Origin of the sequence: Nocardioides xinjiangensis, assembly GCF_017916385.1 — a bacterium.
Classification (GTDB): Bacteria; Actinomycetota; Actinomycetes; order Propionibacteriales; family Nocardioidaceae; genus Nocardioides; species Nocardioides xinjiangensis.
On the sequence record NZ_JAFMSW010000002.1, the window covers coordinates 26,562 to 50,041 of the forward strand.

At 70.3% G+C, this 23,480-nt stretch carries 21 protein-coding genes and 1 tRNA gene; 12 read left to right on the forward strand and 10 right to left on the reverse strand.

Annotated elements, in window-relative coordinates:
* Positions 1-3 precede the first annotated feature (3 nt).
* Entirely contained in the window at positions 4-1,392 is a 1,389-nt protein-coding gene (der, locus tag J3P32_RS15005) for a ribosome biogenesis GTPase Der (RefSeq protein ID WP_210440865.1), read from the forward strand.
* 18 nt (positions 1,393-1,410) lie between these two features.
* On the opposite strand, the gene J3P32_RS15010 is transcribed toward der, so the two are convergent.
* Positions 1,411-2,073, reverse strand: coding sequence for a M23 family metallopeptidase (locus tag J3P32_RS15010; RefSeq protein ID WP_210440866.1), 663 nt, complete (start codon positions 2,071-2,073; stop codon positions 1,411-1,413).
* Positions 2,074-2,292: 219 nt separating this feature from the next.
* Between J3P32_RS15010 and J3P32_RS15015 the strand changes: the two genes are divergently transcribed.
* Positions 2,293-2,366, forward strand: a tRNA-Pro gene (locus tag J3P32_RS15015).
* 125 nt (positions 2,367-2,491) lie between these two features.
* Here J3P32_RS15015 and J3P32_RS15020 read toward each other — a convergent pair.
* Complete coding sequence (locus J3P32_RS15020; RefSeq protein ID WP_210440867.1) at positions 2,492-3,385, reverse strand: sulfotransferase family protein; 894 nt, start codon at positions 3,383-3,385, stop codon at positions 2,492-2,494.
* 1 nt (position 3,386) lies between these two features.
* The gene (locus J3P32_RS15025) at positions 3,387-4,661 is read right to left on the reverse strand and encodes a glycosyltransferase family 4 protein (RefSeq protein ID WP_210440868.1); all 1,275 of its coding nucleotides are present in this window, start codon (positions 4,659-4,661) and stop codon (positions 3,387-3,389) included.
* 121 nt (positions 4,662-4,782) lie between these two features.
* Here J3P32_RS15025 and J3P32_RS15030 point away from each other — a divergent pair, with 121 nt between their 5' ends.
* From J3P32_RS15030 to J3P32_RS15040, 3 genes are read left to right on the forward strand one after another with little or no spacing between them, the layout of a single operon-like run.
* Positions 4,783-6,162 carry a YveK family protein gene (locus J3P32_RS15030; protein ID WP_210440869.1) on the forward strand — a complete coding sequence of 460 codons (1,380 nt, stop codon included), beginning with the start codon at positions 4,783-4,785 and terminating at the stop codon, positions 6,160-6,162.
* Positions 6,159-7,583, forward strand: a complete 1,425-nt coding sequence (locus J3P32_RS18580; RefSeq protein WP_210440870.1) for an O-antigen ligase family protein — start codon at positions 6,159-6,161, stop codon at positions 7,581-7,583. The genes J3P32_RS15030 and J3P32_RS18580 overlap by 4 nt, the downstream gene beginning before the upstream one ends.
* Positions 7,584-7,640: 57 nt before the next feature.
* Complete coding sequence (locus J3P32_RS15040) at positions 7,641-8,729, forward strand: glycoside hydrolase 5 family protein (RefSeq protein ID WP_210440871.1); 1,089 nt, start codon at positions 7,641-7,643, stop codon at positions 8,727-8,729.
* Between the two features lie 32 nt (positions 8,730-8,761).
* On the opposite strand, the gene J3P32_RS15045 is transcribed toward J3P32_RS15040, so the two are convergent.
* Positions 8,762-9,394, reverse strand: a complete 633-nt coding sequence (locus tag J3P32_RS15045; protein ID WP_210440872.1) for a hypothetical protein — start codon at positions 9,392-9,394, stop codon at positions 8,762-8,764.
* 159 nt (positions 9,395-9,553) lie between these two features.
* Between J3P32_RS15045 and J3P32_RS15050 the strand changes: the two genes are divergently transcribed.
* Genes J3P32_RS15050 through J3P32_RS15060 form a run of 3 tightly spaced genes read left to right on the forward strand, consistent with a single transcriptional unit; the run spans position 9,554 to position 13,193 of the window.
* Positions 9,554-11,074 carry a flippase gene (locus tag J3P32_RS15050; protein WP_210440873.1) on the forward strand — a complete coding sequence of 507 codons (1,521 nt, stop codon included), beginning with the start codon at positions 9,554-9,556 and terminating at the stop codon, positions 11,072-11,074.
* On the forward strand, positions 11,071-11,997 hold the full coding sequence (locus tag J3P32_RS15055) for a polysaccharide deacetylase family protein (protein ID WP_210440874.1): 927 nt from the start codon (positions 11,071-11,073) through the stop codon (positions 11,995-11,997). Before J3P32_RS15050 ends, J3P32_RS15055 begins: the two co-directional genes overlap by 4 nt.
* Positions 11,979-13,193, forward strand: coding sequence for a glycosyltransferase family 4 protein (locus J3P32_RS15060; RefSeq protein ID WP_210440875.1), 1,215 nt, complete (start codon positions 11,979-11,981; stop codon positions 13,191-13,193). The genes J3P32_RS15055 and J3P32_RS15060 overlap by 19 nt, the downstream gene beginning before the upstream one ends.
* On the opposite strand, the gene J3P32_RS15065 is transcribed toward J3P32_RS15060, so the two are convergent.
* The 3 genes from J3P32_RS15065 to J3P32_RS15075 are packed head-to-tail and all read right to left on the reverse strand — an operon-like array spanning position 13,175 to position 16,229.
* Positions 13,175-14,479 carry a carboxylate--amine ligase gene (locus J3P32_RS15065; RefSeq protein WP_210440876.1) on the reverse strand — a complete coding sequence of 435 codons (1,305 nt, stop codon included), beginning with the start codon at positions 14,477-14,479 and terminating at the stop codon, positions 13,175-13,177. The genes J3P32_RS15060 and J3P32_RS15065 overlap by 19 nt on opposite strands.
* Positions 14,479-15,369 (reverse strand): sulfotransferase family protein, encoded by an 891-nt coding sequence (locus J3P32_RS15070; RefSeq protein WP_210440877.1) that lies wholly within the window; start codon positions 15,367-15,369, stop codon positions 14,479-14,481. Before J3P32_RS15070 ends, J3P32_RS15065 begins: the two co-directional genes overlap by 1 nt.
* Positions 15,366-16,229, reverse strand: a complete 864-nt coding sequence (locus J3P32_RS15075; protein WP_210440878.1) for a sulfotransferase — start codon at positions 16,227-16,229, stop codon at positions 15,366-15,368. Before J3P32_RS15075 ends, J3P32_RS15070 begins: the two co-directional genes overlap by 4 nt.
* 191 nt (positions 16,230-16,420) lie before the next feature.
* Here J3P32_RS15075 and J3P32_RS15080 point away from each other — a divergent pair, with 191 nt between their 5' ends.
* Entirely contained in the window at positions 16,421-17,191 is a 771-nt protein-coding gene (locus J3P32_RS15080) for a sulfotransferase family protein (protein WP_210440879.1), read from the forward strand.
* A gap of 108 nt (positions 17,192-17,299) precedes the next feature.
* Positions 17,300-18,247, forward strand: coding sequence for a sulfotransferase (locus J3P32_RS15085; RefSeq protein WP_210440880.1), 948 nt, complete (start codon positions 17,300-17,302; stop codon positions 18,245-18,247).
* A 16-nt stretch (positions 18,248-18,263) separates the two neighbouring features.
* Here J3P32_RS15085 and J3P32_RS15090 read toward each other — a convergent pair whose 3' ends face one another.
* Both J3P32_RS15090 and J3P32_RS15095 read right to left on the reverse strand, forming a co-directional pair.
* Entirely contained in the window at positions 18,264-18,794 is a 531-nt protein-coding gene (locus J3P32_RS15090; protein WP_210440881.1) for an RNA polymerase sigma factor, read from the reverse strand.
* A 53-nt stretch (positions 18,795-18,847) separates the two neighbouring features.
* A complete protein-coding gene (locus J3P32_RS15095; RefSeq protein ID WP_210440882.1) occupies positions 18,848-20,149 on the reverse strand; it encodes an FAD-dependent oxidoreductase in 1,302 nt (433 codons plus the stop codon).
* A gap of 691 nt (positions 20,150-20,840) precedes the next feature.
* Here J3P32_RS15095 and J3P32_RS15100 point away from each other — a divergent pair.
* Positions 20,841-21,233, forward strand: coding sequence for a DUF1622 domain-containing protein (locus J3P32_RS15100; protein WP_210440883.1), 393 nt, complete (start codon positions 20,841-20,843; stop codon positions 21,231-21,233).
* A 93-nt stretch (positions 21,234-21,326) separates the two neighbouring features.
* On the opposite strand, the gene J3P32_RS15105 is transcribed toward J3P32_RS15100, so the two are convergent.
* Positions 21,327-21,551, reverse strand: coding sequence for a hypothetical protein (locus J3P32_RS15105; protein ID WP_210440884.1), 225 nt, complete (start codon positions 21,549-21,551; stop codon positions 21,327-21,329).
* 273 nt (positions 21,552-21,824) lie between these two features.
* On the opposite strand from J3P32_RS15105, the gene J3P32_RS15110 reads away from it, so the two are divergent.
* A complete protein-coding gene (locus J3P32_RS15110) occupies positions 21,825-23,378 on the forward strand; it encodes a M20/M25/M40 family metallo-hydrolase (protein ID WP_246851226.1) in 1,554 nt (517 codons plus the stop codon).
* The last annotated feature ends 102 nt before the right edge of the window (positions 23,379-23,480 follow it).

Sequence of the window (23,480 nt, forward strand, 5' to 3'; positions counted from 1 at the left end):
ACCATGACTGAGCACGACGCCGCACGCGTCGAGTCGCCGTCCGCCGGCGGTCCCGCCGGCGCCGAGCACCCGACCGGCCCGACCCCCGTCCTGGCGGTCGTCGGCCGGCCCAACGTCGGCAAGTCCACGCTGGTCAACCGGATCATCGGACGCCGCGAGGCGGTCGTCGAGGACCGGCCCGGCGTCACCCGCGACCGCGTCTCCTACGACGCCAACTGGAACGGCCGGGCCTTCACCGTCGTCGACACCGGCGGCTGGGACCCCGACGCCCGCGGACTCGCCGAGCGCATCGCCGCCCAGGCCGAGGTCGCCGTCTCGCTCGCCGACGCGGTGCTGTTCGTGGTGGACGCGACCGTCGGGATCACCGACTCCGACGAGGCGGTCGTCCGCATCCTGCGCAAGTCCGGCAAGCCGGTCGTCCTGGCCGCCAACAAGGTCGACGACCAGCGCACCGAGGCCGAGGCCCACGGCCTGTGGAACCTCGGGCTCGGGGAGCCGTTCGCGGTGTCCGCGCTGCACGGCCGGGGCTCCGGCGACATGCTCGACGCGATCCTCGAGGCCCTGCCCGAGACGCCTGCGGAGAGCTTCGACGAGGTCGGGGGACCGCGCCGCATCGCGATCGTGGGCAAGCCCAACGTGGGCAAGTCGTCCCTGCTGAACATGCTGGCCAAGGAGGACCGGGTCGTCGTCGACAACGCAGCCGGCACCACCGTGGACCCGGTCGACGAGCTGATCACCCTCGGTGACCGCACCTGGCGCTTCATCGACACCGCGGGGATCCGCAAGCGGGTCAACCAGGCATCGGGCCACGAGTACTACGCCTCGCTGCGGACCTCCACCGCGATCGACCGGGCCGAGGTCGCCGTCCTGGTGCTCGACGCCAGCCAGACCGTCTCCGAGCAGGACATGCGGATCATCCAGACGATCCGCGACGCCGGCCGCGCGATGGTCATCGCCTTCAACAAGTGGGACCTCGTCGACGAGGAGCGCCGCTACTACCTCGAGCGCGAGATCGAGCGTGACCTCGTGCAGGTGCGGTGGGCGCCGCGCATCAACTTCACCGCCCGGACCGGCTGGCACGTGGACCGGCTGGTGCCGGCCATCGACAAGGCCCTCGAAGGCTGGGAGACCCGCGTCGGCACCGGTGCGCTGAACACCTTCCTCGGCCGCCTCGTCTCGGAGCACCCGCACCCCGTGCGCAGCGGCAAGCAGCCCAAGATCCTGTTCGCCACCCAGCCGTCGACGGCTCCGCCGACCTTCGTGCTGTTCACGACCGGCAAGCTCGACGCCGCCTACGAGCGCTTCGTCGAGCGGCGGCTGCGCGAGGAGTTCGGCTTCGTCGGCACCCCGATCGTCATCCAGCAGAAGCCGCGCGAGAAGCGCAAGCGCTGATCCTCGCGGCCCGCCGCGTCAGGGCGTGAGCCCCTCGGCCCGCAGCCAGTCGGCCGGGTCGACGGGGCTGCCCCCCGCCGGTCGTACCTCGAGGTGCAGGTGCGGCCCGGTGGAGTTGCCGCTCGAGCCGACGCTGCCGATCACGTCGGCGACCGCGACGGACTGGCCGGTCGTGACCGTGGCGTCGCTCTGGTGGCAGTACCAGACCTCGGTGCCGTCGGGGAGCGTGACGATCGTCCGCAGCCCGTACGGCCCGGCGTCGGCCACCTCGGTGACCACGCCGGCGGCCACCGCGACGATCGGCTCGCCCGCCGCCGCGCCGAAGTCCTGGCCCCCGTGCTCGGCCTCCCACAGCGGGCCGGTCAGGCCGAAGCCCGCCGACAGCCGGTACGACGCCAGGGGCAGCACCGTGCGCGCCCGGTCGGGGTCACCGGTGTAGCCGTAGGTGGCGAGGACGGCCTGCCGCCCGACGAGCGCCCGGTCGTGTGCGTCGGCGCGGCGGTTGAGCGCGAGGAGCGTGCGCTGCCGCTCACTCAGCTGCAGCGCGAGCCGGACGGCCTCCGCGGTCCGCGCGTCCTCACGTACGGCGACCTCGGGCGCGGCGTCGGCGCGCGGCGCGGTCGCTCCGAGCCCGGCAGCAGCCGCGATGACGGCCGCCACCAGGCCCGCTCGGTGCGGCATCGGTGACACGTCCACCCCCACAGGTCGATGACCCATCGTGGGGCGGTGGGCGGTTGCGGCGGCGGCGAACGGCTGCAAATGGCCCGCTCGGACTACCGCGACCGGCCCGTCGGGACCCGCCGACCGGCGGCATCGCGTCCGCGGGCGGGTCGATTCCGTGCCCGTGCCGGGCCTGCGGTAGTGTTCCCCTCGCTCCGCGGGCCTCGTGCCGGGGGCACTCGGGCTGTGGCGCAGCTTGGTAGCGCACTTGACTGGGGGTCAAGGGGTCGCAGGTTCAAATCCTGTCAGCCCGACCGAGAGAACGCCCCTGACCTGCGGAAGGCGGGTCAGGGGCTTCTCGTTCCCGGCCCTTGTGTCGTCGCGGCGGGCTCGTGGCAGCAGAGCGGACGATGAGCCGTTCGCGCCTGAGGTCGCTTGCCTACTCGTATCCGTACCGGGCGAGAAGCGGCTGCTGCAGCTGGGTGACGCGCGACACCACGCCGTCGTCCATCGCGGAGAGCCAGGTCTTGTTGCGGTCCGGGAACTGCAACCTGTCCAGCTCGTCCCGCCAGACCGAGCTGACTGGCAGGTCACCGAAGTCGGCAACGCGTCCGAGGACGGCCAGCGGGTCGGCCATCATGTCCTCGTACCGCAGTTCCATGCGTTGCTCGCTCGGCACATGGGAGAGACCGTCCTCTACTGCGCGAACCTCTTCCACCCAGTGCCGGGCGCACAACGTCCAGGGATCCCCGCCGTGCTCGGCCCACGCTCGCGGCGTCGTCCGTTGCCACCACACCTCGGAGTCGAGCCACCAGTCCACACGTGACAAGGAGTGGGCAACCGCCCTGCCGTCGCGCACCAGGTACACGAACTTGGCCGACTCAAAGGCACTGGCGAGCAGCGGGATGCGCAAGTTGTGCGCGATCCGCTTGCTGATGAGCACCCGCCCACCCGCTGCGGTGCTGACCACGTGGAACGTGCGCCGCAGTCGGTCCAGGTCCGGGGTACTGCCTGGCAGACAGCCGCCGGGTACAGCGTCGATCCCGCAGCGGGTGAAGACTGGCTCTCCCTCCACCGGCGCGGGAAACGCGCGACGCACCGCCGACCTCGGGCTGCCGTACACGTAGGCGTTCGTGCCGTCCCCGAACCACGCCTCCCGGCGCATCGTCGGCAGGATCGGCGGAATGCGGTTGAGCACACCGAGTGCAGGCAGGGCGGGGAAGCGACGAACCCAGTTCGACAGGTACGCCACGTCCGGGTGGAGGCACAGTGCCTTGTAGAGCAGTGACGTGCCTGACCGAGGTGGTCCCACGATGAAGAGGGTCTCGACCACGTCATCCGCCCACACTCAGGTGAACAGCACGGCGCGAGGTCGCCGGCTCACGGACGAGCTCGAGGTAGATCTCGCGCATCTGTCGGGCGGCCGTGTCCCAGCAGTGGTCGGCGAGCACGCGTTCGCGAAGCCGCGCCGCGGCCGCACGCTCCGCCTGGCCGCCCGCCAGCACCCGCAGGAGTGCTGCGGCCAAGGCCTCCTCGTCCCCAGTGCGGAACAGCCGGTAACCCGCCTGCTCGCCGGCGATCTCCCGGTTCGGCGCGATGTCGCTGGCGACGACGGGTAGGCCATAGGAGACCGCCTCGAGCAGGGTGAGCGCCATGCCCTCGAGGTTCGAGGGGAGGACGAAGGCTGCGGCGTTCGAGTACAGCTCCGCCAGCCGGTCGCCGTAGACATACCCGGAAAGCACCACCCGCTGGTCCCGCCGGGCGAGTCGGTGGAGCGAGGCGACGTAGTCGTCGGTGAACGAGGAGCCTCCGGCGATCACGAGCCGCAGGCCGCCCGGGACACGTCGGTACGCGCGGATCAGGAGATCCGCGGCCTTCTCCGGCACGAGCCGTCCGACGAAGAGCAGGTATCCTCCGGGCCGGAGCCCGTACTGCGCCAGAGCAGCACCCGACGGGCAGGGTGACCGGGGTACGACGCCGTTCGGCACGTACACGGCCTCCCTGCCGAACTCGTGCGCGTAGTGCTCGACGAGCGCGTGTGACACCGCGACGGTCACGTCCGGCACGCGTGCGCTCATCCAGTGCGCGGCGCCCAGAGCAGCACGTGCCGCCCCGCTCCACTTCGACCGTTCGTTGTCCAGCCCATGCACCGTCAGCACGACCCCCGCGCGAGACAGCATCCGCGGTGCCGGCGCGAGGAGGCCCGGCCCGAGAGCGTGGTAGTGCACGATGTCGGCGTGCATGTGCATCGCCGCGGCAGTCGATGCCGCGCTGTGCGTGATGGCGTCCAGGTGCTTGGTCCCGAGCGCAGCCACAGGACGCAGGTGCATGCCACGGTAGGTCCCGTCCGTGGCGACGCCGTCGACCCCACCTCCATGCCCGTCGCCCCAACGTCCCGTGTAGCTGGAGCGGCAGTAGACGGTGACGTCGTCACCCAGGTCGGCGAGGCGGGCACCGATCTCCTCGACATGTCGCTCCACGCCGCCATGCGTCGCGGGGAGGCCCTTCTGTCCGATCATCGCTATCCGCAGCGGACGTTCCCCGTCACTCGTCGGCCGGCGACGCCGCTGCAGAGCCGGGAAGCTGCCGTTGCGCGGGTTGACAATCATCAGACCTCCTCTCGCCGGATAGGAGCAGGCCGAACTCCGCTCAGATACGGCGTATCTGACCGCCGTTTCGCGGCCTCTTCTCCTTGAGGGACACGTGTGCGAGCCTTGAAGAGGGAGAATTGTGGAGATCGTCGACTACCTGCGGATCGCGAGGCGCAATCTGTGGGTCCTGGCGGGAGTTCCGCTCCTGGCGTCAGAGCTCGCCCTCGCCTACGTCCTGGTGACCCCTCGGCCGTCCGTCGCCGCCGTCCACGTGTCGGCGCCGTCGTTGATGGGCAGCCAGTACGGCACGTACCCAGCGCAGGGGGCAAGCCAGTTCGCAGGCAACTTCGTCGCGCTGGCGTCCTCACCCGAGGTGCAGGACGCCGTGGCGGAGGAGACGGACGTGAGCGTGGGGGACCTACAGGACGGGCTGAGCATGGAGCAGGTGGGCTCCAGCTCCGTGGTCGCGCTCACCTACACCAACAGTGACTCGTCCACGACAGGTCTGGTTGCGGCCGCAGTGGCGAGGCAGACGCTGACGGCCATGTTCGGCAGCCAGGTCCCATCCGCCCAAGCTGCCGTCGACGCGGCCAAGGACTCGGTGCACGACGCGAACGCCGCCCTCGCCGCGTTCGCCGGGAAGCACGGCAACCTGCCCCTCTCCGAGCAGTACGAGACGCTGACGGCGCAGATCACGGCGCTCGAGAACGACGAGGCGCGATACGCGGCCGAGGGTCTGGCCGGAAGCGCGGACGTGCTCTCCCAGAAGCTCACCAAGCTCAGGAGCAGGGCTGCCCAGCTGGCGCCCCTCACCACCGAGCAGGCGGACCTGCTCGCCCAGCAGCAGGCCGCCATGGGCGCTCTCACGACGAGCCAGCAGGTGCTGGCGCAGGCTCAGGCGCAGCTCGCAGCCGCCGACCCGAACCAGGTGCAGGCGCCGGCTGTCAAGAAGATCCCGCTTGGTCGTCTCATCGTGATGACCGTGCTTCCCGCTGCCGCGGTCGGCGTCTTCCTGGCCATCGCGCTCGTCGCCCTCCTCGAGCTGATCGCCCAGCGGCGTGCCGCGACAACTCGCAACCGCCTGCAGCTGCGCCACGAGTCCCCGGTCGGGGCGCCGGCGGCGGCCGCGGCTGGTGGGCGGACGCCGCGTGGGGACGTGAAGCGCAGGTCTCGTGTCAGTGCGCCCGCGTCGGAGGCGGCCGGCAGGCCGGCGCCGCGTGAGGAGGTGAAGCGCGGGTCTCCGGCGAAGGCGCCGGCGACGGCCGCGGCTGGTGAGCCGGCGCCGCGGGAGGAGGTGAAGCGCGGGTCTCCGGCGAAGGCGCCCGCGACGGCCGCGGCTGGCGCGCCGGCGCCGCGGGAGGACGTGGAGCGCGAGTTCCCGGCGAAGGCGCCCGCGACCGCCGCGGCCGGCGCGCCGACACCGCGTGAGGACGTGAAGCGCAGGCCCACGCCCAAGACGGTCGGGGTGAGCTCGGCTCGCAGGCCGATGCCGCCGGATCGTCCGAGAGCAGCGAAGTGAGCGACACGACCCTGCCGCTGAGCGGGGGTCGCGTTTCGGTGACGGTCGCCACCACGGCCGCAGCCGTGTGTTGCGGCATCGCCGCGGCACTCACTGCTGTTGGCATCGCAGGTCGATCGACGCTCCTCGCGTTGGTGCCCGTCGTCGTCTGCGCGGGGATCATCATCGGCGCGATAGCGCTCGCCCGGTTCGCGGTGTTCGTGCTGCTGATGCTCCTGATCCGCGCCAGCATCGACGCGTTCCAACTCTCGCCGGGCGCCGGCTCGCGGCTGTTGACCCCGTCGACGATCGTGGGGGTCTTCTTCATCGCCGCGGCCGCACTGTGGCTCGTCGTGGCCTACAGGCAACGGGGCGGGTTGCCGGGTTCGCGACTGCGTACAGCGCTGGTGGCGCTGGTGTGCGTGAGCCTCGTCAGCGTCCCAGGTGCCGTGAATCCGCAGATGAGCCTGACCAGCGTCATGCGGCTGCTTGCCATCGTGCTGATGTTCGCCGTGCTCGAGCAGCTCATGGTCGATCCGAGGATGATGCGTCGCGCTCTGGTGGTCGTCTTCTGCTCAGCGATCTTCCCGATCGCCTACACGGTCGCCGGTCATGTGACCGGCAACCCGCCCGTCGAGGTCAAGGGAGACGTCACGAGACTCGTCGGTACGTTCGCGCAGTCGAACGCGTTCGGCGCCTACCTGATGCTGCTGATCATCATGGGCGTCGCCGTCTTCTCGCACACACCGGGCCGGATCCGAGCCGGGCTGTCGCTGCTGCTCGCCGCGTGCGCGGTCTGCCTCGTCCTCACCTACACCCTCGCCGCGCTGCTGGGCGTGCTCTTCGGGCTCATCGTGGTGGGGATCAGGCAGAGCAGACGGCTGCTGCTCTGGGTGGGGACGGTCCTCGGGCTCGCCGTCATGATCGTACCCACGCTGTCCGACCGGCTGGGCGCCGTCGCGGCTTCGTCGACGTACGCCGCGCAGGGGTCGGCCCACGCCGGCAACTCGCTGGCGTGGCGACTGTCGTACTGGTCGGAGATCGCCCATCTCGCGGACAGGAACCCGGCTACCGGCGTCGGGTACGGCATGACGTCGCACCTCACCCAGGAGGGCAAGCAGCCGCACAACGACTACCTGCGCGCCTACGTCGAGACCGGAGTGCTCGGTCTGCTGGTGTACCTCGCCGTCATCGTCCTGCTGATCCGCCTCGGGTTGGGCGCCGTGCGGAAGGCGCCGCCAGGCACGTTGGACCGTGCGATCGCGGTCGGCTACCTCGGCTGTGCGGTGGCCCTGGCCCTCACCAGCGTGGCCTCCAACAAGATCAACGGTGTCGCCCAGCTGTGGTACTTCGTCACGTTCGCCGCCGCGGCGAGTGCGGTGCTCCGCCGAGGGCCCAGCGCACCGACGCCGGAGCACGAGGCGACCGCACGGGAGGTCTAGGTGCGGGGAAGGACGAGGAGCGAGCGCGAGTCGGCGTACGGACCGGCCCATGAGGCGATGTCGGCAGCCGCCCGTCGAGGCCTGCTGGAAGCGCTCGCGGTCGTGCTCTGGCTGGCGTTGATCTCCGGCTGCACCGCGGCCCGGGAACCCGCGGGCGCGCCCACCCGCTCGGACGGGACGCTGAAGCCGATGGGAGCCGGGCTCTACTTCACCGGGGAGCCGCAACCGGGCTTCGACGCGATCGATCACTCAGTGGTCGGCGGCGCCTGGGCCGACTTCGAGCCCCTGCCGGGGGAGTTCTCCGGGCCCGGATGGGACCGCGTCGATGCCGCACTGCGCGAGCGGCCCGACCATGCGTTCCGGCTGCGCATCCTCGCGGGCCGGATGGCGCCGGAGTGGGCCACGGAGCTCGGCGGCGGCTGCGTCGAAATCGAGGCGCCCAGCAGCCAGATCGCCGCGTGCGTCCCCCGCTTCTGGACCGACGAGTTCCTGGCGGCGTACGAGCGACTGATGGCGGAGGTGGCCCGCCGGTACGACGACGATCCCCGGATCCTGGACGTCGTCAACTCGGCCTGCACGACGACATGGGCCGAGCCGTTCATCAGGAGCGGCCACAACCCGGCCGCCAACAAGGCACTCTGGGACGCAGGGCTCAACCCGGAGAGCGATCAGGCGTGCTTGGAGCGGAGCGTGGAGATCATGGACGCGGCGTTCACCTCGACCAGGATCTCCCTTGCCACGCATGGGGTGTGGCAACTGGTGGTCGGTCCGGACGGCGCTCCATCGGGGATGCAACCGTCGTGGGCGAAGCAGCGTGCTCTGCTCGAGCAGCTGCGATCGCGCTACGGCGCCAAGCTCGTGCTCCAGAACAACGGCCTGGGCGGCGACGAAGGCTGTTCGGACGGTGGACCGCTCGCCGGGACCAGCCCGATGTGGTGCTGGATGGCCTCGCTGCCTCCGCCGAAGGGCTTTCAGACCGAGGGCGGGCTCAAACTCCGAGCGCGCGGGTTCGTGGTCCACGACGCCGTGCGGCGTGCAGTCGACATGGGCGCGTGCTTCGTCGAGCACGACGAGTTCGGCGACGACCCGGCGGCCGCGGCAGAGTTCGACCTCCAGCTCAAGGCGAACTGCCCCGAGCCACCGTGAGCGCGGGCGCGTAGGAGGCCCGGGACGCGGGCCTAGGGCGTGGTGTACACCTTCACGTCGTCGACGTAGGCGGTGGTGTCCCAGGCCCGCACTCCGATTCGACCGTGGGTGTACGTCGAGTCGTGGACGCTGCCGAGCGTCGTGTAGGTCGCGCCGCCGTCGGTGGAGATGGCTGCTGTGAGCAGGCTGCCCTGCATGTCGAGCCTCAGCCGATACTGCTGGTTCGCCACCCACGGGTACTGGCCGAACGCGAGGTCGACCCAACCGCCGCCGGCGCCATCCCTGCGGTGGATGAACCACCCGTGGGTCCTCCGGTACTGCTTGAGCTGGAGCATGTAGAAGTGGTTGTTGTCCACGGCACGGCCGATGATCGCGATGCCACCATCGATGCCCGTGACCTCGACGGTGGCCTCGACGCTGTAGTCAGCCCAGTTCCCGGCACCTGCGGGGTTCGCGAAGGTCTTCGGATACGCGGCGCTGTCGCTCACGCAGAAGGCGAGGTCCTGCCCGGGCGGCTGGCACACCTGCCAGGGGCCGGTCCGTGCGGTCCAGCCGTTCGCGTTGCCGTCCTGGAAGTCGTCGCTGAAGGCCAACGTGGCCGCCTGGGCCGCCGGCGCCGTTGCCAGCGCTCCCGCCAGGAACAGGCAGAGGCTGGCTGCCCCCACCACTCGCCGTCGATCACGCCGCCGCGTCCGGGCGGCCTGCCTGCTGAAGGTAGATGAGGTCCGCATACAGGGAGAGAGGCGCAGGACCGGCCCGGTGATACTGCGACGGGTTCACAGTCTCCCAGTATCAGCGTACGGCGCGCGGCGCTCTCTCGTTGCATGGACCGCGTCGCGCTCGGAGGGCAGATCATGCCCATGGCCAGGGGAGCGAGCCTGAACCTCGCCGGCGCCATCTGCACCAAGGTGGTGCTCGTCGCGATCATCGCGGTCCTGTCGTGGCAGCTGGGTGCTGCCTCGCTCGGCAGGTACGCCCAGGCGTACGCGCTCCTCACGGTGCTCGTCGCGGTGGCCGGGCTGCCCTTCAGCGCCGGAGCCAGCCGGTTCGTGGCCATGCACCTGACCAACAGCGACGACGGGGCGGTGCGCGGCACGGCGCGGTTGGCGGTGGGTGGGACCCTGGTGTGCTCCGTGCTGCTCGCCGCACCGCTGTTCGCCTTCGCCGACGTCGTGGCCCACCATGTCTTCCACGACGCCGGTCTCGTCACGCCGCTGCGCCTCGTGGCGGTGGCACTGCCCGCGGCTGCGCTGACCGAGGCTGCGCTCGTGATCACCGTCGGGTTCCGCCGGATGCGCGCGCGGGCGGCGATCAAGCTGGTGCTCGAGCCGGTCCTGCGGCTGGGCCTGACGACGGGCCTGGTACTGGTCGGCGTCGGGTTGAACGGCGCGATGGTGGCGCTCGTCGCGAGCAGCACCGTGGCGGCACTCCTCGCGCTCCGGGCGCTACGCCGTCACCTGCGACCCCTGACCGGGGTGCCACGTTACGAGCCGCGTGCCCTCATCGCCTTCTCGGCCGTGAGCGGCACCGCCTGGCTCGCCACCACCGGCCTGGTGTGGGCGGACACGCTCATCCTCGGTGCGCTGAGCAGCAGCGCCGACGTGGGGGTCTACACCGTCGCCACCAAGATCGTCGTGCTCGCGACCTTCGCGATGCCGGCCGTCACGCAGGCGTTCAGCCCTCGCATCACCGACCTGTACGAGCGCGGCCTCGACGCGGAGCTCCGGCACGCCTACTACGTGGTGACGGGCTGGAACCTGGTGCTCTCGCTGCCGGCGTTCGCCTTGCTGCTCGCGTTCCCCGCCGAGCTGCTGTCGTTGTTCGGTCCGGGGTTCTCCTCCACCACGGCGGTCACCGTGACGATGGTCCTCGTCGTCGGACAGATCGTCCACGTGGCCACCGGCCCGGGCGGGATGATGCTCACGATGTCGGGCCGACCGGCGTGGAACCTCGTCGACAACAGCGTGACCCTCGCGCTCAACGTCGCGCTCAACCTCGTCCTCATCCCGCTCTACGGGATCCTCGGCGCGGCAGTCGCGTGGGCGGTCTCCTTGACGGTGGGCAACGCCGCGCGACTCGTGCAGGTGTGGCTGCTCATGCGGATGGGCCCGTTCGCGCCGGCGCAGCTGCGGACCGTGCTGGCCACTGCTGTCGCCGGCAGTACCGCGTTGGTCGCGACACATCCGTTCTCCGGTGCCGCCCGACTCGTGATCGGTGCCGCGACGCTCGGTGCGACGTACGCGCTCGCCATTGCCGTCCTGCACCGCCGCACCGAGGACCGGCTGGTCGTCCGGATGCTGACGAACAGGACGCTGGCCGTGCTGAGGCCCAGGGGACAGGCATGAGCAGCCGCCTGCTCGTCCTGACCTGGCACAACGTGCACCCGACGTGGTGCTTCCCCGCGTCACCCGGTGCAGGGGCGCAGGGGCTCGCCCGCCAGCTGGCCTTCTGTCGTCGGGCGGCCAACGTCGTGCCGCTGGAGCGAGCTGCGCACGCTCTCGCTGCCGGTAGACCGCTGCCTCGGCGCGCTGTCGCGCTCACCTTCGACGACGGGTACCGGGACAGCTTGGACGTCGCAGTCCCGATGCTGCGGCAGCTCGGGCTGCCTGCGACCTTCTTCCTCGTACCGGGCCTGCTGGACGGCACCACGTCGTCCTGGTGGGAGGTCGTCGCGTGGGTGTGCCGCTGCGCTCGTGCGACCTCGTTCGAGTTCGAGGGCGCAGTGCTGCCCCTGCGGACGGAGGCGGAGCGCAGGCGCGCGTCCGGCACTGTCGCGGAGCTGCTCAAGAAGCGCAGCTCTGCAGCGCGCAGTGCGGCGATCGAGGAGCTCCGGGAGAGGTGCCGTCCCGCGGGCTCACCTCCTGGACACGACATGTTCCTCGACTGGACCGGCGCAGCAGAGCTCGCGCGGATGGGCTTCGAGATCGGCTCGCACAGCTCGGCGCACGACATCCTGTCCAGGGAGGACGGGGCAGCCCAGCGCGCCGACCTCGTCCGGTCCCGTCGCGACCTCGAGGACAACCTGCAGGTGCCGGTACGCCATCTCGCCTACCCCAACGGCAAGGGCGCCGACTACGACGACGACACGATCGCCGCCGCGCGCGACGCGGGCTTCGAGGGCGCGTGGACGACGCACGGAGGGCGGAACGCACCGGAGACGCCGACGTTCGAGCTGCGGAGGTACGTCGTGGAGCCGCAGCGGGGGCCAGCGGCGTTCGGGCTGCTCGGCAAGCAGTGGTGGGATTCGAGATGCGCATCCTCCACGTGAACAAGTTCCTGTACCGCCGGGGCGGCGCCGAGGCCTACCTGTTCGACCTGGCCGAGATGCAAGAACGCGCCGGACACGAAGTGACGTTCTTCGGCATGGCGCATCCGCAGAACCCGTCGTTGCCCTACGCGGCTCACTTCCCGTCCCAGATCGACCTCGAACCGCCGCCACGAGGCATCGCGGCACGCACGAGGGTCGCGGGGCGGATGCTGTACTCGTCGGCGAGCCGGAGCGGCATGCGTCGCGTGATCCGTGAGTTCTCCCCGGACATCGTGCACCTCCACAACATCTACCACCAGCTCTCGCCGTCGGTTCTCGGCCCGATCGCCGAGGCCGGTGTTCCGGCCGTGATGACGCTGCACGACTACAAGCTCGCCTGCCCGTCGTACCTGCTGCTCGACCACGGGCACGTCTGCGACGCCTGCGTCGGTGGATCGTTGCTCAGCCCGGTGAGGCGCCGGTGCAAGGACGGATCCCTCGCGGCAAGCACGCTGCTGGCGGTCGAGTCGGTCACGCACCGGGCGACCGGCGCCTACGCGTCGATACCGGCCTTCATCTGCCCGAGCCGGTTCTGCGCGGATGTGATGACCCGCGCCGGCGTCTTCCCCGATCGGTTGTCCGTCGTCGGCAACTTCATCGACTCAGCCAGCGTGAAACCAGCGGACCAGCCGGGACGCGACCTCATCTACGTCGGCCGGCTGAGCCACGAGAAGGGGGTCGACACGCTCGTCGACGCGGTCGGTCGACTGCCCGGGACCGTCCTGCACGTGTTGGGCACGGGGCCCACGCTGGCGGCGTTGCAGCGACAAGCCGACGCGGTTGCGCCGGGCCGGGTGCGGTTCCACGGCCATCTGCCGAAGCCGGCCGTGCTCGACCTCCTGATCCGGAGTGCAGTCGCGGTACTGCCTTCGCGTTGCCACGAGAACCAGCCCATCGCGGTGCTCGAAGCATTCGCGTGCGGCGTACCGGTGGTCGCGACCGCTCTCGGCGGCCTGCCGGAGCTCGTCGGGGACGGCGAGCGCGGCACAGTCGTCCCCAACCGACCGGACGCGTTCGCCGACGCCCTGGAGGCGCTGCTCAGCGATCCAGACATGGCCTTCGCGATGGGACGGCGGGCGCGCGCGTACGTCGAGAGCGAGCACGCACCGGATGAGCATCTGCGCCGTCTGGAGGACATCTACTCCGCGGTCAGCTGATGCGGGGCGAACGGCTGACGCGCGCGGCCGTACCTGGCAAGCATCCGCCGCCCGGCACGGCCGCCGACGCGCCGGCACATCAGCCCGAACGGACGTAGGTCGTCCCAGGCGAACCAGGCCAGCTCGTCGACGTCTCGCACGGAGCTCAGCCACCGACGGGGATCCAGCTCGCCGCGGCGCCAGTAGTCGAACGAGGCGGGCACGTCGTAGTTCTCCACGAGGAACACCCGGCCGTCGATCTGATCAACGGGGGGCACCGGCCGACCGGTCAGGTCCAGGTGCGCAGCGACCGCGACGTCCACGCCCGCGGAGTCACGGAACACTCGGGACTGCGCTCCCAGACGCGGGTTGAAGTCCAACAGCTTGTAGCGGTTGTCACGAGGGTCCAGGCGGATGTCGATGTCGAGGATTCCGCGGTAGGACAGGCGCGCCAGCAGGTCCCGGACCTCGGCCACGAGCTCGGGGTTCGTCGCGGCACGGCCCAAGGCCGTGGGGCCGGCATGGGCAGGGTAGGACCGTTCCTTGACGCCGGTGAAGGCAGGCCGACACCGCGAGGCGCCGTCGCAGTAGCCGTGGAAGAACCAGTCGTGACCAGCGCCGCCCGGGATGTGCTCCTGCACCAGCATGCCGTCCTCGGCGCTCACGTGGGTGAAGACCGCGGCGAGCTCGGGTCCCGAGCAGACGATCGTCGTCCGCCGGACCGGTCCGCGGTCCGGGCTATGCCAGGGCACACGCACCTTGACGAGGAGTGGGAACCCCACCCGAGCGGCGAACTCCTCAGCCTCCTCGACCGACCGGACCAGCTCCGTCGCGACACAGGGCACGTCCAGGTCCCGGCAGAGCGAGAAGAGCGTGTACTTGTCGATGACTCGCCGCGGCAGATCCGGCGGCTGGTCAGGGAAGAGGAAGTAGGGGCGCAGTCCTGCACCCTCCTCCGCGAGGAAGACCGCGCTCAGGTCGTCAGTGGGGACGAGTACGGAAGGCCGCCCGATCCGCTCCGCCAGCCGCATCAGTCCCTCGCGCACCTGGTCCGTGTCGTCCACGTTGGGCTGCCACACCCAGCGGCCACGTACGTACCGGGACGCGAGGGGCGGTGTGCCGGCGCTCCGGTCCACCGCGTACACCGGCACGCCGAGCCGGCCGAGGCTTCGTGCGGCGCCGAGGCCCCCATGGTCGAACGGGTTGTCGCCGAGCTTGAGCACGACCGCCGGCGTCGCGGTGTCGACGTCCGGCACCGGGCCGCGGGCTGCCCTCGCCGACCGAGCCGGCACCAGGAAGGCGGACACTAGCGGTATCCCCAGTAGTCCAGCTCCCGCGACAAGCACGACTCCATGGCCGCCACCGAGGCCGGGTCGAGATCCCGCCTGAACGCCTCCACCCGACCGGGTTCGAACGTCGTGGCAGCGAGGGCCGCGCGGAACCGGGGGTGCTCGGGGAGTCCGGCGAACTCCGTCATCTTCTTGAACTGTGTCCCGGGATCGGCGAGCAGGTCCTCGAACCGCACGTCCAGCCATCGGTCGGCGGGAACGAGGCCACGCGCCGCCTCGAAAGCGTCCATGACCGTCTTCCAGCTCAGCGCCGCCAGCACGGGGAAGGACCGGCCCGACTCTTCCCACACGGCGGTGTACGACGGAGCGAGGGCACCGAAGTTGAGCCCCGCCGGCCCCTGCCAACCACTCCACCACGAGGTCTTGAGGCCCGATGCGGCGACGGCGCGAGGATCGCGGACGATGTGGATGAAGCGCGCGCCCGGAAGGGCTGCGCTGATGAACCCGCTGCGGGGCCATCCGGTGAACTTGTGGATGAACAAGGGCTTGCGCTGTGCCTCCCGCCGAGCGGTGAACAGGTCGCGGAAGCGCCCGGCGAGCCAGGGCTCGGCATCGCCGGCTAGGAGGTCGCGACACGAGCTCACCAGCGCGGGTGAGACCCGCCGCTGCAGGAGCCGGTAACCTTCCGACGGCGCATAGCGGATCCGGCCCTTCTGGGTGAGTGCTTGTGGGACGCGCCGGTAGAGCTCGTTGTTGTGGCGACCGACACGCGCCGGCAGCTGTGGGAAGCGATCCTCGATGTTGGAGATGAATCCGACGTCCGGGTGGCGCGCCAGCAGCTCCTGCACCAGGCTGGACCCCGATCGGCCGTTGCTCAGCAGGAACACATAGCTCGGTGTCGTCGTCACAGGTCCGCCTCCTCGGGATCTCGCCACGCCGGCGCCAGAGCCGCTTGGTCGAGCCGGGCTCGCATGGCGACGCACATTGCCCTGGCCGCCGGGTCGATGTGCGCGGGCCGGTGCACCGGGTGGCGACGCTCGACGTGGGAGAACAGCTCGTCCCGCCAGGGCAGGCCGAGAAACGCACAGAGCTCCCGGCCCACGCGATCCGGCTCATCCACGAGGTGGTCGTAGCCGAGCAGGAAGACATCGCGGCGCCGGTCCAGACCGAGGTCGAAGTAGAGCGAGTTGCGCGCGTACCAGAGGAGCGCTGCCGCGGTCTCGCGTGTCAACGTCTCGGCTCGGAACTCGCGCAAGCGGGTCAGCGTCTCGGGTCCGAGCCGTCGACCCTGCCAGATCTCCTCGCCGTCGCCGGCGATGATCTGTCGGACCGCTTCCAGACCAGAGTCGCCGAACTTGGCGATGCTCGAACGCGTTCGGTCGTCGACGTCGCGGAATATCCAGATCGCCTTGCCGGCGCGGACCCCGGAAAGCCCCAACAGTTCCGCGGTGCGGTGCGAGTCACACAGCGGCTTGAAGAGCACGTAGGGGTGACGGCTGCGTCGGATCGTCTCGATCACCGCCTGGTCGGACCGCAGCTGGTAGCGGCGGAACACCCGCCGGTCGCTCTCGTTGTGCACCTCGATCTCAGGTGCGCGGTCGAGACCCCGAAGCACCATGTTGGTGCCGGATCGCTGCAGACCGACCACGTAGACGGGGGTGGCGGAACCCGGCGCAACGCCGTGCCGGCGACGCCACCGGTGCTTGGCGTGGGCGACGCGTGCACGGTCGACGGGGTGCAATCGCTCTTCCTCGACCAGCGCGCCCACTCCCTGGGTCCGTGCCCAGGACAGTCGCCTCCGTAGCCGCAGCGCGAGGTACGCCACAGCCGACGGCTCGCCAACCGAACTCGGCATCGTTCCTCCTCCGCGTCGCGCCGTCACCCAACAGACCGAGCACACCCTGGTTCTGATACCGGTATCTCCGAGCCTCGACCGTGCTCGTATCGGGCATGGGCGACATGAGCAGCGCACCAATCTTCATCGTCGGTTGTCACCGGTCGGGCACGACTCTGCTCCGACTCATCCTCGACTCACACCCTCACATCAGCTGCGGACCCGAGACCCGGTTCCTGACCGAGTTCGCCGACCGCATCACCGGGGAGCGGCACTGGCAGCACTTCGAGCACTACGGGTTCTCCCGGGAGTACTGGCTGCAGCTGGTCGCCGCGATGTTCGACCGCTTCCAGTCCGACTACGCGGCACGCCGCGGCAAGACCCGGTGGGCTGACAAGACCCCGCGGTACGCGCTGTCCGTTCCGCTGATCGCAGAGATGTACCCGGACTGCCAGATCGTCCACCTCATCAGGGACGGCCGCGACGTGGTGGCCTCGCACCGGACCAGCTGGGGCTACCTCTCCGGGATCAAGGCGACCGCGAAGTGGCCGTACTACATCCGGATGGCACGCGAAGCCGGACGCCAGCTGTCACCGGACAGGTACCACGAGCTGCGCTACGAGGACTTGGTACTCGACACGAGGGCCACCGTCGGCCGGCTCCTGGAGTTCCTCGGAGAGCCGTGGGACGACGCTGTCCTACGCCACGACGAGCAGGAGCACGACGTACAGGCGCGCTACTACGAGCGGTCCGCCAGCCGGCGAGCCGCGTCCTCGAACGGCGGCGCGGTCTATCGCGCGAGGGTCGCAGCTGCGGGTCGCGACCTCGACCCGGTGCTACGAGCGATCACGACGCTGACCGCCCGCCGGACGTTGCGGGAGCTGGGATACCGGTGATGGTTCGAATCTGCGGCTCGCCCGGCGGCTCGCTACAAACGTCGAGCGCCGGCTCGTGGGAATGAGTGTCGACCCGGCATGTGCCCCATGCCGGCCGAGGAGGTCACGATGAACGACGACGTGCGGGTGCTCTACCTCGCCGGCTCCGGTCGCACCGGCAGCACCATCGTCGCCAACATCCTGGGTCAGGTCGACGGCTACTTCGCTGTCGGTGAGCTCTGGAACATCTGGCGTCGCGGCATCATGGAGGCGCGGCGGTGCGGCTGCGGCGAGCCGGTCGTCTCCTGCCCGGTGTGGAGCAGCATCCTCGAGAGCGCCTTCGGACGGCGTCTCGAGCGTCACGAAGCGGAGCAGCTCGACGCGCTCACGCACCTGTACCTGCGGACCAGGTGGGTACGGGCGCTGCGGGACGCGCGCAGGAACCCGTCGCCCGAGGGCGACGCGTACCGTGGCGCGCTCGCCGCGTTGTACGGCGCGATCCGCGACGTCACCGGTTGCCGCGTGATCGTGGACTCGTCCAAGTCTCCCGTCTACGGGGCGCTCCTGGCGACGCTGCGGGGCGTCGAGCTGCACGCGGTGCACCTGCTCCGCGATCCACGGGCGACCGCCTTCTCGAGCACCCGCGTTCGTACGCTTCCCGACTTCGGTGACGCCAGACTGATGCGCCGCGAGCGTCCGTACGTGGCGGCCCGCCGGTGGACGAAGAACCACACGCTCTGCGGCCTGTTGCTGCCAGCCCACGCAGCCTCGTTCACGCGGGTGCGCTACGAGGACTTCATGGCTCGTCCCGGTGACGAGATCGCCCGCCTGGTCGCAACGACGGGCGTGCACGCGGCCCTGCCGTTCACCGACGAGCGTACGGTTCGCCTGGCCGCCACCCACTCGGTGTCCGGCAACCCCGGACGGTTCACGGTCGGCGACGTGTCGCTACGTCCGGACGACGAGTGGCGCACCGCGATGCGGCTGTCGGACCGTGCCACGGTCACGGCGTTGACCTGGCCGCTGTTGTTGCGGCACCGCTACCCGCTCCCGGGGGGACGCCCGCACACGGTGTGATCGCTCCCGAGCCGCGTCAGGCGTCGAGCAGCACTCGCAGCCGATCGAGGCAGCGACCACGTGTCGGTCCTATGCTGCCGATGGGCAGGCACAGCCTCTCGGCGATCTCCGAGTACGGCAGGGGCGGGTCTGCCATCAACAGGTACATCAGGTCCTGCCAGTGCGCGGGCAGCTGTCCGATGGCCGCTCGGACGTCGCGGACGCGCTCGCCCGCGAGGAGCTGCTCGTCCACCGCCGGCTGAGGAGCCTCCTTCGCCTCGAAGACGTCCCCGCCATGGGTCAGGACGACCTTCTTGCGGAAGGCGACCTGGCGGAGGCACTCCCTCCGCGCAGTGGTAGTCAGCCAGGCGCCCACGCGGCTTGGATCGTCGAGGCGGTCGATGTGCTCGTAGAGTCGCAACCAGGTGGTCTGGGTGACGTCCGCACGGTCGCTCTCGGCGAGGTTGAAGCCACGAGTCACTCGCCACACCAAACCGACGTAGCGTTCGACGAGCTGCTCCCACGCGGCTCGGTCACCCTCCGATGCCCGGACCACCAGGTCCGCCACCTCGGAGTGCTCGGGGTGGTGCGCGAGCCTCCGCGAAGTTGTCATGGTTCCTCCTAGCTGGTGCGCAAAGAGTCACTGCGGGTCGTCGGCGGGCGTGCGGCCGGTGTCGCGTGTGTGCGCCGGGAGCGCGCCGCGAGCTGTCGCGTCACGGTGCGAGCCGTGAACCGCGCACCGAGCACGAACCGCGCCACTGGCCCGAAGCTGGCAGCCGCCGCGGCGCCGACGAAGTAGAGGTTCGGCACCGAGGCCTCGAAGTGGCGAGTGAGCGCAGGGAATGCCCCCTCGCTCCGGAGCGACGCGCGGAGATCCGCGTCGAGGAACGGGATCCGATCGAGGTCGACGCGGTAGCCGGTCGCCGAGATCACCTGGTCGGCCCGGATCTCCCGACGCTCGCCGTCGACAGCGAGCTCCAGCGAGACCTGTGAGCCCTCGACGCGGGCCGATCGCGTCTCGTGCCCGTAGAGGATCTGCACCTTTCCTTCTATTCGGTCACGCAGCCACCACGCGCCCGAAGGGCCGAAGGACGACGTGGCGAGGTGCAGGCGCGTGCGGTTGGGGAGCGCGTGGAACGCGAGCGGACCGTGCTCGGCCATCCAGCAACGCATCCCGGTACACAGTCCGCCCACGGGCCGGCGTAGCTGCTGCCAGGTCGGCCGGTCGAGTGGATGAGGCAGGGGATTCCACGTCACCGAGCCGCCTCGCGCCACAACGCGCACGTGGGCGCCGTGCTCGTGCATCAGCGCCGCGTTCTCGAGCGCGGACTGGCCGGCGCCGATCACGACGACCTCGCGTCCGGCGAACGTCGAAGGTTGAAGCTGCTCACCGGCGACGCCGGACGTCCCGATCCCGCCCCGCACCGAGGACGAGTGCGCACAGAGCTCGGACGGCAGCCCGGTGAGCGCCGCGGGCACGTGCCGGAAGTGCGTCAGCCCGACTGCGACCACCACCTGACGGGCAGCCACGCTGTCGCCGTCGGCAAGATCCAGCACGAAGCCACGTCCCGCGCGCGACAGCTGGAGGACATGCGTGTCCTCGACGCACACCTTCGTCTGCTCGACGAACCACTCGCCGTACTCGCAGTACACCTCCAGGGGGACCGGCACACCCCACCCGCCGACGTCGTACCCGTGGTCACCGCAGAAGCGAGCCAGCGAAAACGCGTCATGGGGGTCCGAGAGGTTGGACGCGAATCCCTCCGAGCGCAGCCACATCCCCTCGGGCATGTGGTGGCGCCACGTGTGCATGGGAGTACCGAAGAGCCGGTAGCCGATGCCGCGGTCGGCGAGGTGGGAGGCGACGGACAGGCCGTACGGCCCTGCGCCGATGATGACGACGTCGGCCGAGTCAGAGGTCATGGGAGCGAGCTCCTCGCGCCCGTCGTCGTCCGCGCCTCGCTTGAGCGGGTTGGATCACGATGCATTCGTCGCCCCCCGGATGTGGACGAAGTGGGTGTCCGTGAGGAGGCTGCCCTCACGCACTCAGGCAACGTCTCAGACTCGCAACGGCCAGGACCGGGTCCGTCGGCGAGATCCCCAATACTCGGGAGTCGCGCTGGGGCGTCGGCCAGCTTCCACGGAGTGTCGAACGCGGACGGACCAGCGGGAAGGTCCGCGGGCGCCGCGGGCGGGCGCGGACGCCGCGGGACGCTGCCGAGCTCCTGCGGGAACTCTGGCTGCGCCCTGACGGCGCGCGTCCCTGTGGGAGTACCACCCATCCTCATGCACGCCACGTCGACGACCTGGACCGACAGGCGAGACGCCGCACCAACCTCCCGGTGGACGACATCCTCAGGGTGCGCGACGGCATCTCGCTGTCCTGGTCGGACGCCATCGCCGCCAGGCTCCGGGCGATGGACGCGAGCGCGAGTGCCTGCACCGAGTCCCAGCTGCCGGGCTCCAGCGTCGCGGCTACCTCGTTCGCGTGGTCAGCGCGGGGGTGGGCAGCTCGCACCGAGCAGCTCCCCGTGCCGCGGCGTACCCATCTCTGCATGCCGGGGGAACAAGCCGTGGTGGGGGCCGCGACGCGAACAGGTGCAAGGCTGGAGCCATGATCGATGTCACTTTCGACGAGCTCATGGAACTGGTGGTGCACGGCTTCGAGATCGGTGGCGTCACGGTCCTGGTGCTCGGCGCCCTCGGCGCCTTCGCGCACGCGGTGATGGTCGCGCGGCGGACCGGTCTTCGCGATGCCTATGAGACGGCACGACGGAGCGTGGGCCGCGCAATCCTGCTCGGGCTCGAGCTGCTCATCATCGCGGACATCGTCCTGACCATCACGGTCGATCCCACCTTGGAGAGCGCGTTGGCACTGGGACTCATCGTGCTGGTGAGGACGTTCCTCAGCTTCTCCCTCGAGGTCGAGCTCGAGGGCACGTTGCCGTGGCGTCGAGGTTCGGGCGGGACGGGCACCCCGGCGCACCAGCGCGACACCCCGGCTTGACCGGCCACCCGGTCGGACCGCCGCTCCTCCGAGACGGGATACCGTGGGCGCCGGAGGACCCGCCCGGAAGCGGTTGCCGGGGCCGCTCAGCCCCTAGAGGACCGCGCCGCGGGGCGCGACCTCCACGGTGGAGACACCCCGTGCGAACAGCACCACGAGCCGATCGCCGTGACGGCAGCGGAGCACGCCTGACTCGTTCGAGAGCGTGCTGACGACGTGGTCGATGAGCTCCTCCTCGCTCCCCGCACCAGGGTCGTCGTACGAGACATCCATGCTGTCACCGCTGACGAGCCGGACCCGAAGCACAAGCCCCTCCATACCTCGCACAGTAGACGCGCGCGACGGCCACCCGCCATCGATCTGCGCCACGAGAGGCACGGCGCACGTCGGTCAGCACCGCCATCTAGACCGGTACGACCCGGCTGAACTCGTTCGAGCCAGCACCCCTAGTCATCGGAGGACCGACATGACACGTTGGACGTCTGCGGGTGACAACCCGGGCGCCCGCGGACCCACGAACGAGCGACAAAGGAGTCCTCGATGGTCAGCAAGCGTTCTGGACGATCTCTGGGCGTTGCGACAGCCGCCCTGATGATGGCATCGGCAGGTGCGGTGGTGCCGCTCACGGCCTCGTCCTCGGCCGCAGCACCCAACGACAAGGCGTGCGACAGCCGCAACAACAACACGTACTCGAAGCTTCTCGGATGCATCTCGGCCGAAGGGGTGACCAAGCACCTCGAGGCCTTCCAGGCCATCGCCGACGCCAACGGCGGTACCCGCGCCACCGACACGCCCGGCTACCAGGCCAGCGTCGACTACGTCGTCGGGGTGCTCGAGAAGTCGGGGTGGTCGGCCGAGGTCGTGCCGTTCACCTACAACGCCACCGACACGGTCCTCCAGCAGATCTCGCCGACCTCGGTGGCGCACCCCCACACCGGTGCCACCGGCACGGGCGAGGGCGACGTCACCGCTGCCGTGGTGCCGGTCGACGTCAAGCTGACCGGCGACCGGCAGAACACCAGCGGCTGCCAGGCGACGGACTTCGCCGGCTTCCCGGCCGGCTCCATCGCGCTCCTGCAGCGGGGCGGATGCAACTTCTCCGTCAAGGCGATCAACGCCGAAGCCGCGGGCGCGGCTGGGGCGATCATCTTCAACCAGGGCGACACCATCGGCGCCGGCGACCGGTTCGGCCTGTTCAACCCCACGTTGGGCGGCAGCGACGTCGTCGACATCCCAGTGGTCGGCACGACCTTCGCCGCCGGCCAGTCCCTCGCCCAGGCCGGTTCCACGGCACGGGTCGCGGTCGAGTTCCGCCCGGTGACCGACTACAACGTCATCGGCGAGCTGGAGGGCGAGGTCGACGACAACGTCGTCATGGCCGGAGCCCACCTCGACTCGGTGCCTGCGGGCCCCGGCATCAACGACAACGGCAGCGGCTCGTCCGGGCTGCTCGACCTGGTGGAGGCGATGGGCAACTCCAAGCCCCACAACACCGTGCGGTTCGCATGGTGGGGTGCCGAGGAGATCGGCCTGCTCGGGTCCACCGCCTGGGTCGCGCAGCGCACCCAGGCCGAGAAGGACGAGATCGCGCTCTACCTCAACTTCGACATGATCGGCTCGCCGAACTACTACTTCGGCATCTACGACGCCAACGAGTCGAGCTTCGTGGCGCCCGTGCCTGTGCCGGAAGGGTCGGAGCACATCGAGCGCACCTTCGAGTCCTTCTACACCCTGCGCAGCGAGCCGTACGACGACTCGGCGTTCAGCGGCCGGAGCGACTACCAGGCCTTCATCAACAACGGCATCCCGTCCGGTGGTCTCTTCACGGGAGCGGAGGTCGTCAAGACCCCGCAGCAGCAGGCGATCTGGGGCGGTGTCGCCGGCGAGTCCTTCGACCAGTGCTACCACCTGGCCTGCGACACCATCGACAACGTCAACCAGGAGGCGCTGGACGTCAACTCCGACGCCGTCGCGTTCGCCGTGCTCACCTACGCGTACTCGACCGAGGGCGTGAACGGCGTCGAGGGACGAAAGGTGCCGGGCACGTTCACCATCCCGGCCCCTGCCGGCCCGGAGCACACCTTCGCCGGGCCTCTCGGCGGCGACGACGAGCACGACCACGACCACGACCACGTGGCCAGCTGAGCGCAGCGAAGGTCCAGCACGCAGCAGCACCGTTCGGCCGGGGAGGGTGACCACGTCGCCCACCCCGGCCGATCCTCGCGTCACCGCCCTCGCAGCGGGCGG

Coding starts and splice junctions, on each gene's coding strand:
- der (WP_210440865.1), top strand. CDS start 4: ATGACTGAGCACGACGCCGCACGCGTCGAGTCGCCGTCCGCCGGCGGT.
- J3P32_RS15010 (WP_210440866.1), bottom strand. CDS start 2,073: ATGCCGCACCGAGCGGGCCTGGTGGCGGCCGTCATCGCGGCTGCTGCC.
- J3P32_RS15025 (WP_210440868.1), bottom strand. CDS start 4,661: ATGATTGTCAACCCGCGCAACGGCAGCTTCCCGGCTCTGCAGCGGCGT.
- J3P32_RS15040 (WP_210440871.1), top strand. CDS start 7,641: ATGTCGGCAGCCGCCCGTCGAGGCCTGCTGGAAGCGCTCGCGGTCGTG.
- J3P32_RS15050 (WP_210440873.1), top strand. CDS start 9,554: ATGGACCGCGTCGCGCTCGGAGGGCAGATCATGCCCATGGCCAGGGGA.
- J3P32_RS15055 (WP_210440874.1), top strand. CDS start 11,071: ATGAGCAGCCGCCTGCTCGTCCTGACCTGGCACAACGTGCACCCGACG.
- J3P32_RS15060 (WP_210440875.1), top strand. CDS start 11,979: ATGCGCATCCTCCACGTGAACAAGTTCCTGTACCGCCGGGGCGGCGCC.
- J3P32_RS15080 (WP_210440879.1), top strand. CDS start 16,421: ATGAGCAGCGCACCAATCTTCATCGTCGGTTGTCACCGGTCGGGCACG.
- J3P32_RS15085 (WP_210440880.1), top strand. CDS start 17,300: ATGAACGACGACGTGCGGGTGCTCTACCTCGCCGGCTCCGGTCGCACC.
- J3P32_RS15095 (WP_210440882.1), bottom strand. CDS start 20,149: ATGACCTCTGACTCGGCCGACGTCGTCATCATCGGCGCAGGGCCGTAC.
- J3P32_RS15100 (WP_210440883.1), top strand. CDS start 20,841: ATGATCGATGTCACTTTCGACGAGCTCATGGAACTGGTGGTGCACGGC.
- J3P32_RS15105 (WP_210440884.1), bottom strand. CDS start 21,551: ATGGAGGGGCTTGTGCTTCGGGTCCGGCTCGTCAGCGGTGACAGCATG.
- J3P32_RS15110 (WP_246851226.1), top strand. CDS start 21,825: ATGATGGCATCGGCAGGTGCGGTGGTGCCGCTCACGGCCTCGTCCTCG.